Source organism: Kitasatospora sp. NPDC058048 (genome assembly GCF_042885555.1).
In the GTDB taxonomy this organism is placed as follows: Bacteria; Actinomycetota; Actinomycetes; order Streptomycetales; family Streptomycetaceae; genus Kitasatospora; species Kitasatospora lactacystinica.
The window spans coordinates 241,140-256,495 of sequence record NZ_JBHVRT010000001.1; the positions used below are offsets into that span (position 1 = coordinate 241,140).

At 72.3% G+C, this 15,356-nt stretch carries 11 protein-coding genes and 2 pseudogenes; 9 read left to right on the forward strand and 4 right to left on the reverse strand.

Annotation, left to right across the window (positions count from 1 at the left end):
• Positions 1-35: 35 nt before the first annotated feature.
• Both ACFVVA_RS01025 and ACFVVA_RS01030 read right to left on the reverse strand, forming a co-directional pair.
• A complete protein-coding gene (locus tag ACFVVA_RS01025) occupies positions 36-3,950 on the reverse strand; it encodes a tetratricopeptide repeat protein (protein WP_387684416.1) in 3,915 nt (1,304 codons plus the stop codon).
• 173 nt (positions 3,951-4,123) lie between these two features.
• Complete coding sequence (locus ACFVVA_RS01030; RefSeq protein ID WP_387684418.1) at positions 4,124-4,495, reverse strand: hypothetical protein; 372 nt, start codon at positions 4,493-4,495, stop codon at positions 4,124-4,126.
• 292 nt (positions 4,496-4,787) lie between these two features.
• Between ACFVVA_RS01030 and ACFVVA_RS01035 the strand changes: the two genes are divergently transcribed.
• Together ACFVVA_RS01035 and ACFVVA_RS01040 are read left to right on the forward strand one after the other, a co-directional pair.
• Positions 4,788-5,990, forward strand: a complete 1,203-nt coding sequence (locus ACFVVA_RS01035; protein ID WP_387684420.1) for a hypothetical protein — start codon at positions 4,788-4,790, stop codon at positions 5,988-5,990.
• 323 nt (positions 5,991-6,313) lie between these two features.
• Positions 6,314-7,054, forward strand: coding sequence for an alpha/beta hydrolase (locus ACFVVA_RS01040; protein ID WP_387684422.1), 741 nt, complete (start codon positions 6,314-6,316; stop codon positions 7,052-7,054).
• Between the two features lie 233 nt (positions 7,055-7,287).
• Here ACFVVA_RS01040 and ACFVVA_RS01045 read toward each other — a convergent pair whose 3' ends face one another.
• Positions 7,288-8,154: a GNAT family N-acetyltransferase gene (locus tag ACFVVA_RS01045; protein WP_387684424.1), complete on the reverse strand. Its 867-nt coding sequence runs from the start codon at positions 8,152-8,154 to the stop codon at positions 7,288-7,290.
• Between the two features lie 217 nt (positions 8,155-8,371).
• Between ACFVVA_RS01045 and ACFVVA_RS01050 the strand changes: the two genes are divergently transcribed.
• The 4 genes and pseudogenes from ACFVVA_RS01050 (at position 8,372) to ACFVVA_RS01065 (ending at position 10,574) form a co-directional block, all read left to right on the forward strand.
• The gene (locus ACFVVA_RS01050; protein ID WP_387684426.1) at positions 8,372-8,539 is read left to right on the forward strand and encodes a hypothetical protein; all 168 of its coding nucleotides are present in this window, start codon (positions 8,372-8,374) and stop codon (positions 8,537-8,539) included.
• A 19-nt stretch (positions 8,540-8,558) separates the two neighbouring features.
• The gene (locus ACFVVA_RS01055; RefSeq protein WP_387684428.1) at positions 8,559-8,843 is read left to right on the forward strand and encodes a hypothetical protein; all 285 of its coding nucleotides are present in this window, start codon (positions 8,559-8,561) and stop codon (positions 8,841-8,843) included.
• Between the two features lie 204 nt (positions 8,844-9,047).
• Positions 9,048-9,251, forward strand: a pseudogene (locus ACFVVA_RS01060) (IS630 family transposase); the annotation flags it as partial.
• Between the two features lie 45 nt (positions 9,252-9,296).
• The gene (locus ACFVVA_RS01065) at positions 9,297-10,574 is read left to right on the forward strand and encodes a WD40 repeat domain-containing protein (protein ID WP_387684430.1); all 1,278 of its coding nucleotides are present in this window, start codon (positions 9,297-9,299) and stop codon (positions 10,572-10,574) included.
• 295 nt (positions 10,575-10,869) lie between these two features.
• Here ACFVVA_RS01065 and ACFVVA_RS01070 read toward each other — a convergent pair.
• Positions 10,870-10,995 (reverse strand): annotated as a pseudogene (locus ACFVVA_RS01070) (M20 family peptidase); the annotation flags it as partial.
• Positions 10,996-11,362: 367 nt separating this feature from the next.
• Here ACFVVA_RS01070 and ACFVVA_RS01075 point away from each other — a divergent pair.
• From ACFVVA_RS01075 to ACFVVA_RS01085, 3 genes are read left to right on the forward strand one after another with little or no spacing between them, the layout of a single operon-like run.
• On the forward strand, positions 11,363-12,346 hold the full coding sequence (locus tag ACFVVA_RS01075; protein WP_387684432.1) for an alpha/beta hydrolase: 984 nt from the start codon (positions 11,363-11,365) through the stop codon (positions 12,344-12,346).
• A gap of 11 nt (positions 12,347-12,357) precedes the next feature.
• Positions 12,358-13,881 carry a peptidoglycan DD-metalloendopeptidase family protein gene (locus ACFVVA_RS01080; protein ID WP_387684434.1) on the forward strand — a complete coding sequence of 508 codons (1,524 nt, stop codon included), beginning with the start codon at positions 12,358-12,360 and terminating at the stop codon, positions 13,879-13,881.
• Positions 13,878-15,329: a hypothetical protein gene (locus ACFVVA_RS01085; RefSeq protein WP_387684436.1), complete on the forward strand. Its 1,452-nt coding sequence runs from the start codon at positions 13,878-13,880 to the stop codon at positions 15,327-15,329. The genes ACFVVA_RS01080 and ACFVVA_RS01085 overlap by 4 nt, the downstream gene beginning before the upstream one ends.
• Positions 15,330-15,356: the final 27 nt, after the last annotated feature.

The following is a 15,356-nucleotide window of genomic DNA, read 5'->3' on the forward strand; positions in this document are numbered from 1 at the left end:
CCAGGTCGACACCGGGATCAACAGCCGCGCCGCCGCTACCCCGCGGCGCCGCCCGCCCTCCCCCGCCACCGGGCGAGGCTGCCACGGGTGGCCAGGGTGTGGGGGTGCTCCGCGCCCAGCACCCGCGCCTGGTCGGCGAGCACGGCCTCCAGGGCTGCGGCGGCACCCGCGGGATCCCCCGCCTCGCCCCGGCAGTACGCGAGGTTGTGGCGGACCGTCATGGTCTGCGGATGCTCCGGACCGAGCACCCGCGACTCGGTGGCGAGCACTTCTCCGAGCACGGCGGCCGCCCCGGCCGGGTCCCCGGCCCCACGCCGCCAGACGGCGACGGAGGCCAGGGCGCTCCTGGTGTCGGGGTGGTCCGGCCCCAGTGCCCGGATACGGCCCGCGTGGAGCTCCCGGTACGCCTCGGCGGCCCCGGCCGCGTCCCCCGCCTCCCCGCGCGCTTCGGCGAGGTCCTCGCAGGCCTTGAGGGTGCCGGGGTGGTCGGGCCCGTCGAGCTGCCGCAGCTTGGCGTGGAGGTCCTCGTGGACCGCGGCGGAGCCCGCCGGGTCACCGGCGATCCCGAGGCACGAGGCCAGGTGGCCCTGGGTGGTCAGGGTGTCGCGATGGGTCGGGCCGAGCACGCGGGACTTCGCATCGAGGAGCTCCCCGAAGGCGGCGGCCGCACCCCGGAGGTCATCCGCCTCCACCCGCCAGTAGGCGAGGTTGGTACGGGAGTGGAGGGTGTCCGGGTGGTCGGGGCCCAGCACCCGCAGCCGGTCGGCCAGCACGCCCTCCAGGGCGGCGGCCGCCCCGGCGGCGTCCCCGGACTTCCCGCGCCAGTGGGCGAGGTCGCTGCGGGCGGTCAGGGTGTCGGGGTGGTCGGGGCCGCTGGTGTCCCGCAGCCTGACGCGGAGCTCCTCGAAGCGCGCGGTCGCCCCCTCGGGGTCCCCGACCGCGCCCAGGGACGCACCGAGGTGGCGGAGGGCGGCGAGGGTGCCGGGGTGGTCGGCGCCGCTGATCCGGGCCCGGTCCGCGAGGAGTTCCTCGAAGGCGGCGGCCGCGCCCTCGGCGTCGCCCGCCTGCCCGCGCCAGGAGGCGAGGTTGTGCCGGGCGGCGAGGGTGTGCGGGTGGTCGGGACCGTGCGCCCGGAGCTGGACGTCGACCATCCGCTCGAAGGCGGCGACCGCCCCGGCGGCGTCGCCGGTGGCACCGATCGACCAGGCGAGCCGGTTGCGGACGGCGAGGGTGTCGGGGTGGTCGGGGCCGCTGACCCGGACCAGGTCCGCGAGGATCTCCTCGAACTCGGCGGCCGCACCCGCGGCGTCCCCCGCGTCGTGCCGCGTCGCGGCGAGGTTGTTGCGCGCGACGAGGGTTTGGGGGTGGTCCGCTCCCAGGACCCGCAGCATGTCGCGGAGGAGCGCCTCGAAGGCGGCGATCGCCTCGGCCCGCTCCCCCGCCTTCCCGCGCCACGTGGCCAGGTTGTTCCGGGTGATCAGCGTGTCGGGATGGTCCGCGCCGAGGACCCTCACCTGGTCCGGGAGCAGCTCCTCGAACCCGCTGACCGCCGCTGCGGGGTCACCGGCGTCGCCCCGCCGACGGGCGAGCTCGCCGCGGACGTCGAGCGTGTGGGGATCGTCCGGCCCGAGCACCCGCAGCATGTCGGGAAGGAGGGCCTCCAGCTCGGCGGTCGCCCCGGAGGTGTCCCCCGCGTCCCCGCGCCAGGCGGCCAGGCCGTTCCGGGCGACCAGGGTGTGGGGGTGGTCCGGGCCGAGGATCCGGACCCGGTCCGCGAGCAGCTCGTCGAACTCGGCCGCCGCCAGCGCGGCGTCGCCGAGCGAGCCGCGACACCGGGCGAGGTTGCCACGCGTGGTCAGGGTGTTGGGGTGGTCGGGGCCCAACAGCCGCACCAGGTCGGGGAGCAGGTCCTCGTACGCGGCCAGCGCTCCGGCCTCGTCACCCGACTGGCCGCGCCAGAGGGCCAGGTTGTGGCGGACCGTGAGGACGGTGGGGTGGTCCGGGCCTAGGAGGCGCAGCAGGTCCTGGAGGAGTTCCTGGTACGCGGCGGCCGCGCCCGTGGGGTCGCCGGCCTCGCCGCGGCTGTAGGCGAGGTTGTTGCGCACGGTCATGACCTGCTCGTGGTCGGGACCGAACACGCGGGTCAGATCGCGGAGGAGCTCCTCGTAGGCGGCGACCGCGACCGAGGGGTCGCCGGTCCGGCTCCGCCACAGGGCGAGGTTGTTGCGGGTGGTCAGGGTGTGGCGGTGGTCGGGGCCGTGGACCCGCAGCATGTCCACGAGCAGGTCGGCGTGGCCGGCAACCGCTCCTGCGGTGTTGCCGCAACCACCCTCGCAGGTGGCGAGGTTGCTGCGGGCGGTCAGCGTGTCGCGGTGGTCCGCGCCCAGGTGGCGCGCGGAGTCCTCGGCCACCTGCCGGTAGTGGTCCCGGGCGGCCGCCGCCCGGCCGCTCTGCTCCAGGCTGCGGCCGTGCTGGTGGATCAGCGTGTGGGCGGAGTCGGGTCGGTACAGGGCCTCGCCGGCGTGGCCGATCAGCACGGCGGCGTTGGTGCGCAGCGTGTTCACGAGGACGGTGTCGTGGTCGGTGCCGGGCCAGGAGGCGAGCAGCGCGTCGGCCGCGGTCCGGGCGAGTTCGTCGCGCCGGCCGGGGGTGAGCGACTCGCGGGTGGCGCGCTGGACGAGCCGGTGGACGCGGACCGCGTGGTGGGGCGTCCGGGGCGTGAAGTCGATCAGGCTCAGGCGGTGCAGGGTGCGCAGGGCGTCGACGGCCTGCTCGGCGGTCACCTCGGCGGGTTCTGCGGTCGCATCGGCGGGTCCGGCGCCGTCGTCGGAGGGTCCGGCGCCGTCGTACGCGGGTTCTGCGCCGTCGTGCGCGGGTTCGGGTCCGGCGCCGTCGCCCGCACGGAGCCCCAGGTGGGCCAGGGCGGGCGGGCCGGTGAACACACCGCTCGGAATCCCGCTGGGGGCGAGCACGGCGGCGAGTTGGAGCATGGGCCGCGCCAGCCCCCGAGGGTGCAGCTGGTCGGCGCGTTCGACGGACAGCGACCAGGCGGCGGCGACCGAGATCCGGTAGTCGTCCGCCCGCGCGGATTCGGGGAAGAGGTCGGCCAGGGTGCGGGCACGGTCGGCAAGCCGGCTGCGGTACTCGGCGATGCCGATGTCGGCGGCCTCGACCAGGTAGGCGGAGGCCTGGGACAGGGCCAGCGGGAGGTGACCGAGGTCGGAGGCCAGGCCCCGCAGGTCCTCGGCCGCATCGCCGCGGTCGGCGGGCGCCAGGGTGGCGTGGAGATAGTCGGCGGCCTGTTCGACGGTGAACATGCCGACGGGCACGAGACGCCCGCGTCGGACGAGCTCGGCGTCGCGGCGCCGGGTCGTCACCAGCGTCTGGGATTCGGGGCCGGCCGGCGGCCACAGACCCACGAGGTCCTCGGGGTCGGCGAGATCGTCCAGCACGACCAGCCACCGGCACGACCGGTCCGGCCTGGGGTGCAGCCAGGCCAGGAACTCCTGCGCCGCCCGCTCGCTGTTGCCCGGGTCGGCGCCGAGCAGGTCGGCCGCCGCCCAGGCGTAGGCGTCGACGACCCCCTGACGGGTCGAGGCGTTCACCCAGACCTGCAGGTCCACCCGGCCGTCCCGCCACTGGCGGTTCGCGTGGTCGGCCGCGACCTGGGTCTTGCCCGCCCCTCCGGTCCCCACCAGGACGACGGTCCCCGGATTGGCGAGGGCCTCACGGAGTCCGGCGTCGTCCCTCCCGCGGTCCTGGAAGCAGCCGGCCGTGGAGGGCGGCACATCGATCCGGTGCGGCAGCGGCACGGGCTCGCGCCGCTCCTGCGTGATGTACGCGACTCCGGTGACGGCAACGGAGTTGGCGCCGTTCGCGAACGCGTTGCCGGTGCGCGAGAGCAGCGACGCGCGGACCTCGTCCCCGCCGGACCCGTGGAAACCCGTCACGGCGAACCCACCGGCCTCGGCCCGCGCATCGCCGGATTCCGTGACCTGTGTCGCCGTCCCCGGGCGCGGATCGCCGGGCTCCGGCAGCGCCGGTTCCCCCGGCGCGGCCGAGCGACCGCGCCACCACTCCCTGACCTTCTTCACGGCAGGCCCCCGTCCGGTGGTCGCGCGGTTCAGCTGTTGTCGACGCCGGTGACGGCCTTGCTCCCCTGGCCCGTGGCCTTGGCGTTCCCGGTCCGATCCGCCCGGAAGCTCCCGCCGCCCGCACCCCCGGGGTCGCGCACGCCGGTGCTGGCCACTCCGCCCTCACTCGCCTCGGCCGCGCCGGTGCGGACGGCCGTGCGGACCCGGCCGGAAGCCGACGCCGCTGCCGCGGACCGCTGCTGGAGAACGGCCCAGACCAGGGCGGCGATGCCCGAAGCGCCCTGGACCGACGCACCGACCAGCTGCCCGGCGTCGGGGCCGTCCATCAACCAGAACGCCGGCGTCGAGACGATTCCCGCCACCGCCACCACGATCACCGCGACAGTCCATCCACGTGACATCCCCAGCCCCCTTCCACGCCGGGCCCGTCCCGGGCCCGCGAGCCACCACTCCGATGCGCCCGTGTTTCCCCAGTGGCAGCACCTTCACTCGCCCGTGCGGCGCCCGTGGACGAATCGTGAATCATCCGGGACCGCTTCGTGGCAGAAGGCGACCGCGGGGCTCCCCCACCCACCGCGCGCCGCGGCAGGCCGCTTCGCAACGCCGAGTCGGCCCGCGAGGTCGGATATCGGTGGTGGGGCGGTGTCGGTGGCGACGCCTAGGGTGCCTCGTACCCGAGACCAGGAGAAGGACATGCGCTTTGTCGACGACGTGGCCGTACCGGTGTCAGGCGAGTGGGAGGCATGGCTCGCCTACGCGGACGCGCTCACCGCGGCAGGTGATCCACGAGGCGAGGCGATCCGGCTGGAGCACCTCCAGGAGAACGGCGGCGGGGATGCGGCCGAGCTTGCCGAGGTGTACGGGCAGGTGGAGCGTGCGCTCGGCCTCGATCCTCTGCGCGGTGACGGCTCCTGGCAGTTCACCTGGTCCCGCGGCTTCATCGACAAGGCCGTCTTCCGGCTGGTGGCGGAGACCGCGCCGCAGCGCCGGGCGCTGGTGGAACGGCTCCTGGCGGACCTGCCCCTCCCGGAACTGCCCCTCTCCGGGGCCTTCGATCCGACCGATCCCGAGCAGTGGGAAGCGGCGCTGATCGACGTCCTGCTGTCCCACCCGGCGAGCCGCCTGCTGGCCGGCCTGGAACTGCACCTCACCGACTACCACCACTCCGCCGAACGCGCCGCGGCCGCCCTGGCCCGTCGGCAGTGGCCCCGCCTGGAGTCCCTGTACTTCGGCCACGACTTCGACACGCTCTACGAGCACCACGAGACATCGACGGGCAACCGGATCGAGCCCGAGACGTACCTGCACGACGCGGTGGTGCCCAAGGAGGTGGAGCGAGCTCTGTGGAGGTCCCTGCCCGCACTGCGCACCCTGGAACTCGAAGGCGCCTTCCTGTTCGACGATGTGGAGCACGAAACCCTGACCCATCTGCGGACCCGGGGGGCCGTCTTCTCGGACGGTTCCCTGTTCGCGTTCTCGGCACCCGGTCTCACCTCGCTGGAGGTGGAGATCGGCCATGACATCCACGGCGTCGTGGGGACGAACGCCCAGCTGGAGGAACTCCAGGCCGCCAGTTATCCGCTGCTCAGGAGCCTCGACCTGAGCGAGGCGCACTTCGACCCCGACGGGGCCGGCGACTTCGCCGTCCTCGCGGAGAGCTCGCTGCTCCCCCAGCTCGCGTACCTGGGCATCAGGGACCTGGTGATCGAGGACACGGACGACGACCGGGACCCGCTGACCGTTCTGACGGAACTGGCCCCCCGATTCGCCCATCTCGACCTGCACGTGGACGGCGACATCGACATCGAGGGAGCCGACGACCAGGACGTCGACCGCGTCCTCGCCGCGCTCGGCTTGGGCGAGCACGCGGACACCGATGACGCGGACGTCGATTGAGCGACGCGCGAGACCCCACGCCGGGCACTCCACCCGCTCCCGGCTCGTCGTGGCACGGACGGTCAGGTACTCGGCGTGGACGGCGATGCCATCGGCGGGTTCGCCTGCCTGCCGGATCCCGTCCGGCGTGTGCAGGTCGGGTGCCGAGTGCCTGTATCGACCATTGCTCCCGCCGATCTGCTAACCTGCCGGAGGCCGTGCGAGAGAACAAGGAGGTGGTACCCGTGAACGTATCGACATGGGTGCTCTCCTCCGGGGTCACGGTCGGGCGATAGGTCGTCGTCCGGGAGCGCCGTTCCAGCGCATTCCCGAAAGGCACGACCATGAACTTCACTTCCGAACAGCGCCTCGACGACGACATCCTCGAGCGCGAGTTCACCCTCGGCGAGATCCCCGGCATCCTGTGGACGCCCGCATCCGCTTCCGCGTCCGAGCCGGTCCCGCTGGTCCTGCTCGGCCACCCGCCGCTCGGCCTGCACAAGATGTACCCCCGGCTGGTCGCCCGGGCCCGACGCTGCGCGGCGGACGGCTTCGCCGCCGCCACCATCGAGCTGCCCGGGAGCGGTGACCGGCCCCGCTGGGACGCGGCCGAACAGGCCCGAGCCGACCTGCGGCAGGCCATGGCCGCCGGTGAGCCGGTCAGTGACGAGATCATCGACGCCCTCATCCTCCCGCTCGTCGACCGGGCCGTCCCGGAATGGCGGGCCGCCCTGGACGCCCTTCTCGCGCTGCCCGGGATCGGCGGCCCGGTCGGGTACTCGGGGGGAATCATCTCCATCGGCATCCGGCTGGCGGTGGTCGAACCGCGCATCGTGGCCGCCGGCCTCTTCGCCGGGAGCTTCGTGCCCCGCGCCATGTTCGAGGAGGCCCGCCGGGTCACCGTTCCGCTGCACGTCCTGCTGCAGTGGGACGACGAGGGGAACGACCGGCAGGCGTCCCTGGACCTCTTCGACGCCTTCGGCTCCCAGGAGAAGACGCTGCACGCCAACATGGGCGGGCACACGGGCGTCCCGCAGTTCGCCGGGGAGGACGCGGCCGGATTCTTCGCCCTGCACCTGCGCTAGCCACGGGCCGGACCGGTGGACGGTAGGCAGTGCCGACCGACACACCACTCGTCAGGACGGCCTGGGCCCCGGCCCGTGCCTTCCGTGACGGCGCCGGCCGGCAGGTGCACAACCGCCTCGACCGGGCCGGTACCAGCCATCGGCGGTACCGGCCCGACCGGGTCGGCGCCCGGCCGGGTCGGCGCCCGGTCACCAGCCGCACCGAACCGACTCCGGCCCGGGCTGTACCGGCGTCAGGCCTTGCGGATCCGGTCGCCGATCTCCGGCCTCGCCTCGAACCCGGCCGCGCTGTAGGTGGCGACGGCACCGGCGTTGGAGCTCGGGGTGCACACCCGAACGCTCGACGAGCCCATCTCCCGCAGCGCGGCCGCCCCGGCGACGGTGATCGCCCGACCGTACCCGCGACCGCGGTGGTCCTCGTGGACGCCCATCGGCTCGACCAGTCCCGGCTTCCCCGGGCCGGCGGACCAGACCGTCACCACCGCCGCCGGGTGGCCGTGGTCGTCGTAGGCGCCCAGGCAGCGGGCGTCGGCAAAGAACGGCCCCGCCGACATCGCGTGCCAGTACGCGCGCGTGGGCCGCGAGGTGTTGAACGCCGACCGCAGAACGTCGGCGAAGTCCTGCGCCTGCTCCGGGCCGATCGCCCTGATCCGCGCGCCGGGCTCCTCCACCGCTTCCGCGAGGTCGCGGAAGAGCGGCGTCCACGGCTCGTCGACGCCCCAGCCGTCCTCGGTCAGCAGGTCGTGAAGCAGCAGGCCCGGCGGCGCCTCGACGGACACCGTTCCTTCCGGCAGCACGCCGCGGTCAGGCAGCGAATTGTCCTCGACGAGCCGCCGCGCCAAGTCCTCGTCCTGGAACGCGTCGGGAGCGACCGTCATCCGCAACACCGTCGGCGAGTCCAGCATCCCGACCGCGAGGATCCGTCCGCCCCGGCTCCAGGTCCGAACCGCCGCGGCCGTCTCAGCCGTTCCGAGCCGATGGTTCCAGCCGATGTCCCCCGCGTGCAGCTGCATCGGCGCTCCGTCGTCCTGCCACCCCCGCAGCGCGCCCATGGCCTCGCGCACCCCGCCTGCGGTCGGCGTTCCCAGCACTATCGTCATAGCCGGGATCCGACACCCCATCCCGGAGATCTGCAACCCATTAACCGGAAATCCTGCCGATCACGGTGGCTCTCCGGTCCGGTTGCCGAGCGGTCACGGAACGTCGCACACTGATAAGAGGCACCTCCGCAGGGCAGGTGAATCGCAGAAATTCAAGAAGTGGGCGCCATGCAGCTGCCAGCGGAAATCGACAAGGTAGTCGCGCCGCCGGAAGGTGGTGACTTCAGCGGACGACGAAGCCGTCACGGACATCGTCATCGCCACGATCGCGGGTGGCGTCTCGGCTTCGTTCTACCTGACCCGCGCCCAGGCCGCTGTCATCACGGAGCGGTTCTGGACTCCGGAGCGGATTCGCCGCACGGGGGCTCCGCCCGATATCCCCTGAGGAAACCAAAAGGATTCGAGTGGAGCTGGGCATCGGGGTCGCGAACTTCAAATGTGCCCCGATCACGTGCACCTGCGGCCACGCCCACGACGCATTCGACTTCATTCAGCAAGGGATTCGCGAGCACGGCCTCGATGTCGTCAATTCTGTGTTCTCCCTGAAGGATTCGACGTTCCTACAGGTCAATCCGTCGTTCACCCCGATCTGCCCCGTGGACGACCAAGAGCTGAGCCGCACCCACCGCGCCGACGACGGCTTCGCATACGACTGCGACGAGTACGGCGGGTGCTGCTACCAGAAGTGATGCGAGGGCGTTCCGCGAGTATCGGTGGTTGTTCCTCCGTCACTCGGCCAGGGTCGCGCGGAGGAACGCGAGGAGCTCGTCACCGTCACCGTCACCGTCGCCACGACATGGGTGGCCTGTTAAGTACGGTCGTGTGCGGGACACTGCGCGGTCTGGTCACGGGGTGTCGCGACCGGTTGCTTCGGCCTTTGCCTGCAGCTCGTCGGGCCGCTGAGGCAGTTCACCATCGCCAACTCCAACCACCCCAACCACACCGTGCAGACCCGGGCCCTGCACGCCTACCTGCGCTGGCGCAACGCCAACGCCGGCCACCGCGACGTCCTCGCCGCCGAACGCAAAGAACGCGCCCGCATCCGAAGCGAGAACGGCATCCGCTGGGGCGGACGGCCTCTCAAGAGCGCAGCTTGATCCAACCTGGCGGACCTGTCCGGCCGCATCACTAGGGTTTCGGCCATGAGTGACGACGTTCATATGACCGCTTCGGCTTCGGATCCGTCGGGGGCGGAAGGGTGGTGGACGGACCTGCCATGGCTGGTGAACGCTGATCCGGAGCGGGTTCTGGGGTTGCTGGCTTCCGATGCGGATTCCGATGCGCGACTGATGGCTGCGGTCTACCGGGCGTCGGTGGACGTACACCGGGACGTGCCACCGTGGGTGCGGCGGCAGCTGCTGGCCCTGGACGCGGCTCGGTACGGGGACCGGGAGTTGTCGGCACGGATTGCCGCCGTGTCAGTGGAGGATGTCGACACCGAGCCATGGCAGGTGCTGTGGTCCACCGGCGCGCAGAGTGACCCGCACTTCCAGATGAACCCGTCCGGTCACACCGGCGGTGTTGACGCGGTGGTGACAACCTTCTCGGACGGCCGCCACGTCGTGGTCACCGGCAGCAAGGACCAGACGGTCCGGGTGCGGGACCTTGAGACCGGCCAACCGGTCGGCGGGCCCATGAGCGACTCCAACGGCAGAGTGTGGGCGGTGGCGACGGAGGTCGTGGACGGTCGGCCGTGCGTCGTCACGGCCAGCGACTGGGCGGTACTCGCGTGGGACCTGGCCACCCGCCAGCAGACGGGCGAGCTGCCGGGGATCAACGGTGAGGTGTGGTGTCTGGGCACGGCTGTCGTCCAGGGGCGACCGTGTGCGCTCGCCAGCGACGACGACGTGTCCGTGCGGGTCTGGGATCTGGCCAGTGGGGAACAGGTCGGCGAACTCACCGGACACGACGACTTCCTGATGGCCATCGACACGCTGGTGATCGATGACAGGCCCCATGCGGTGGGCTGTACGAGCGGTGGCAAGGTCTGGCAGTGGGACCTGACCACCGGACAACCGGTCGGGGAGCCCCTGCCGGGCCACGACGGCGAGGCGTGGGCGGTCGCGACAGCGGTCGTCGGCGGCAGAGCCCACGCGATCACGGCAGGTTACGACGCCACCGTGCGCGTGTGGGACCTGGTCATGGGACGGGAAGTCGGCAGGCTGGTCGGCCACGAAGGCACCGTGTCCGCGGTGGTGACCGCGGTGATCGGTGGAGAACTCCGGGTCGTCACCGGTGGTTCGGATGGAACGGTGTGCCTGTGGGAGCTGGCCGCCGGGCGGCAGATCGGCCGGGAGCTGGTGTTTCCCGCGCCAGTCCATGCGCTGACCGTGACCCCGGAAGGCTCGCTCGTGGTGGGCTTCGGCGGCGACGTCGCGGTCCTGTCCCTGCATGCCGACCCTGACTCTACTGGGCCGTGAGCCGTTGGTGCTGTGACCGGATGGTTGCTGGTTCCGCCCCGGCGATGAGGACAAAACGCAGCCAGCGGCTGCGCAACCCGGCGAAGGGTTCTTGAACGTGTCGAAGCCGATCCGGAGCGTGCCGGTGGCGGCACTGGCGTTGGTGACGGTGGTCAGGCACAGCGCCACCGCGGTGGCGGCCAGGCCGGCGGCTTGGAGCAGTCGTTTCACGAGATCTCCTCAACAGAAGGGGTCTTGAGAAAAGTTCGTTCCGGTGCGACCGAGCGTGTGCAGCCACCCATCCGTGTGAACCCGTCCGCCCCGGGTCGGCAAGGCGGCCCAGCATGCCGGCGACCAGGGCGGTCTGGGTGGGCACGGCATCGGGGTAGATGAACTCGCCCTGGGCGTGGGCGCCGTGGCCGACCCCGCCCATGCCGCACAGCTCCCCGTCCAGCTCGCCGCCGCCGACCTGCTGGAGCAGGACTCGTTCGGACCGGCGGAGATCTACTCCGCCGTCGACCCCACCGCGGGCCGAGGAGCACCGAAGTCGTCACTCGCGCGCTCCGGTCTCACTCCAGTGCCGCATCCACCAACTCGGGTGGGATGACCTGGGTCGATTCACCAATATGACCGGACGGGAACACGGTCCTCGAGTCCGGACGACAGCCCCTCAGTCTCCATGCCCGGAGCCGTCGCTGTCAGTCCGTATGGTTCCGGGTTCCGTGCCCCGCGGCGCGTCGCTACCGTCCGAACCGTCGGAAATCCGGCGGTCCGGACGGGCCGCCGTCACGCGTCTTCAGGAGGTCACGGTGACCGCGAACCACCCCACCCGCAGGAGCATCCTCAAGTCCGCCGGCGGGCTCGGCGCCGCGCTGGCGCTCGGCGGCGCGGGCGTCCTCGCGACTGCCTCTGCCGCTCGCGCGGCCGACGACGGCTTCGGCCTGCACATCTCCGACCGCAACGAGGGCGACGCCCGGATGTGGTACTACCGTTTCCGGACCGCCGAGATCGGCTGGGAGCCGGCCGTCAACGTGCTGCTTCCCGACGACTACCACACCAGCGGCCGCACCTACCCGGTCCTCTACCTGCTGCACGGCGGCCTCCAGGACTTCATCGAGTTCGACCGCCGGGGCGTCCGCGACTGGACCATCGGCAAGCCGCTGATCGTCGTGATGCCCGACGGCGGGCAGGCCGGCTGGTACTCCAACCCGGTCAGCACCAACGTCGGCCCCCGCAACTGGGAGTCCTTCCACATCAACCAGCTGATCCCCTGGGTCGACGCCAACTTCCGCACCTTCGCCGAGCCCGAGGGCCGCGCCGTCTCCGGCTTCTCCATGGGCGGTTTCGGCGCCCTGAAGTACGCCGCCAAGTACTGGGGCCACTTCGCCTCGGTCAGCGCCCACTCCGGCCCGGCCAGCCTGCGGCTCCACAGCGGCGCGCTCGCGCACTGGGCCAACGTCTCCTCCGCCGTGCAGGACCTGGCCGGCGGCAGCATCTACGGCATGCCGCTGTGGGACCAGGCCAGGGTGACCGCCGACAACCCGGTCGAGCGCCTGGAGAGCTACCGCAACAAGCGGATCTTCCTGGTCGCCGGTACCAGCCCCGACCCGACCAACCCCTTCGACACTTTCAACGAGACCGAAGTGCTGGCCGGTCAGCGGGAGTTCCGCGCCCTGCTCGACGGCGCCGGCATCCCGTACGAGGCCCACGAGGAGTCGGGCGGCCACTTCATCCGCCCGGACATGATGCAGCGCGACATCGACGGCATCATCGGCCGCCTCCGCAAGGCGTGAGGGGCGCTCCGATGGTCTCCCTCACTTCGCGGTCGGCCCTGGCCGCGGCCGCCCTGCTGCTGCCGCTCACCGTGCCGGCCGTTCCCGCCGCGGCCGCTCCCGCCCCGGCCGCCGGTTTCGCGGCGGCCTGCCCGGCCCGCGGTCACATCTCCCAGCACTACTCCCAGGAGCACAACGGCATCGACATCGCCAACGACTACGGCACCCCGATCTACGCGGCCGGCGACGGCAGGGTCGTCCTCTCCGGCACGACGCCCGACTACGGCCAGTGGATCCGCATCCTGCACCCGGACGGGACCATCACCGAGTACGGGCACATGCAGCGGCGGGACGTCTTCGAGGGCGACGACGTGACGGCCGGCCAGCAGATCGCGCTGATGGGCAGCGAGGGCAACTCCACGGGCCCGCACCTGCACCTGCGGGTCTGGGCCGATCCGAACGCGTCCATGCGCACGGACCCGGAGCCCTATCTCGCGGAGCGCGGCGTCACCGTGCCCTGTGTCCCCGGAAGCGGTCCCCGCCCCGCGCCGCTGGTGTATCCGGCGGAGTCCGGCCGGGTGGTCTCGGCCCGGTCCGCGGACGGACGCCTCGAAGTGTTCGCGGCCGGCGCGAACGGCGTCTCGCACGCCTGGCAGACCGCGATCAACGGCGGCTGGTCGGAGTGGGAGGACCTCGGCGGCCCCGCCGGCGCGGAACTCGCCATCGGCCCCAACGCCGACGGCCGCCTGGAGATGTTCGCGATCAACGGCTCCACCCTCCAGCACCGCTACCAGCTCCAGCCCTCCGGGGCCTGGTCCGGCTGGGAGGACTTCGGCACCGGAGGCCACGACATCGCCGTCGGCCCCAACGCCGACGGCCGCCTCGAAGTCTTCGCCTCCGGCCCGGTCGGCGTCTTCCACCGCTACCAGACCGCGCCCAACAGCGGCTGGTCCGGCTGGGAGGCCACCGGCGGAGGCCCCGCCAACAGCGAGATCGAACTCGGCAAGGCCCCCGACGGCCGCCTGGAAGTGTTCGCCCTCAACGGCACCACCTTCCAGCACCAGTGGCAGACCGCCGTCAACGGCACCTGGTCCACCTGGGACGACTTCGGCACCGGAGGCCACGACCTCACCGTCAGCCACAACCAGGACGGCCGCCTGGAGGTCTTCGCCTCCGGACCCGCCGGCGTCTACCACAAGTACCAGACCGACCCCACCAGTTGGTCCGGCTGGGAAGCGACCGGAGGCCCGGCCGACTCCCGGCTCACCAGCCAGCAGACCGCAGACGGCCGGGTCGAGGTGTTCGCCATCAACGGCAGTACGGCGCAGCACATCTGGCAGACCGGCCTCAACGCCCCGTACGGCCAGTGGGACACCTTCGGCACCGGCGGCACCGAGATCGGCGCCGCCACCAACGCCGACGGCCGGATCGAGGTCTTCGGCTCCAACACCGACGGGGTCCACCACAAGTGGCAGACCGGCTTCTCCACCTGGTCCGAATGGGCCTGGCTGAACACCACCCACGGACCCGCCGTCGGCCGAGGAGCCCTCACGTGACCGGAGCGCAACGCACCCTGCTGTCCGCGCTCGCCGCGCTGGCCGTGACGGCGGGCCTGGTGGTCGCCGCCCCGTCCGCGCCGGCCGCCACCGGCAGCGACCTGTGCGCCGAGGTCGGCTACCGGGCGGGCTTCCGGGGCGAAGCCCTGGTGACCGCGATCGCCGTCGGCCTCGCCGAGTCCAGCTGCAACCCGCTGGCCTCCAACACCCAGGGCAACACCCCGGACACCTCCACCGACCGCGGCCTGTGGGAGATCAACGACCACTGGCACAGCGAGGTCTCCGACGCGTGCGCCTACGACGCCCAGTGCAACGCCGACGCGGCCTACAAGATCTCCAACGGCGGCCTCGACTGGCACCAGTGGTCGACCTACAGCGCGGGCGCACACCTGCGGCACATGGACGAGGCGCGGGCCGCCGTGGACCGGCTCGGCCACCACGAACCCGGCCCCGCGCCGCTGGAGTATCCGGCGGAGTCCGGCCGGGTGGTCTCGGCCCGGTCCGCGGGCGGACGGCTCGAAGTGTTCGCGGCCGGCGCGAACGGCGTCTCGCACGCCTGGCAGACCGCGATCAACGGCGGCTGGTCGGAGTGGGAGGACCTCGGCGGCCCCGCCGGCGCGGAACTCGCCATCGGCCCCAACGCCGACGGCCGCCTGGAGATGTTCGCGATCAACGGCTCCACGCTCCAGCACCGCTACCAGCTCCAGCCCTCCGGGGCCTGGTCCGGCTGGGAGGACTTCGGCACCGGAGGCCACGACATCGCCGTCGGCACGAACCAGGACGGCCGCCTCGAAGTCTTCGCCTCCGGCCCGGTCGGCGTCTTCCACCGCTACCAGACCGCGCCCAACAGCGGCTGGTCCGGCTGGGAGGCCACCGGCGGAGGCCCCGCCAACAGCGAGATCGAACTCGGCAAGGCCCCCGACGGCCGCCTGGAAGTGTTCGCCCTCAACGGCACCACCTTCCAGCACCAGTGGCAGACCGCCGTCAACGGCACCTGGTCCACCTGGGACGACTTCGGCACCGGAGGCCACGACCTCACCGTCAGCCACAACCAGGACGGCCGCCTGGAGGTCTTCGCCTCCGGACCCGCCGGCGTCTACCACAAGTACCAGACCGACCCCACCAGTTGGTCCGGCTGGGAGGCCACCGGCGGCCCCGCCGACTCCCGGCTCACCAGTGGACGTTCGCCGGACGGCCGGGTGGAGGTGTTCGCCATCAACGGCAGCACCGCACAGCACATCTGGCAGACCGGCCTGAACGCCCCGTACGGCCAGTGGGACACCTTCGGCACCGGCGGCACCGAGATCGGCGCGGCGAACAACGCCGACGGCCGGATCGAGGTGTTCGGCTCCAACACCGACGGGGTCCACCACAAGTGGCAGACCGGCTTCTCCACCTGGTCCGAATGGGCCTGGCTGAACACCACCCACGGACCCGCCGTCGGCTGACCACGCCGGTAACCCCCTGGAGCACAG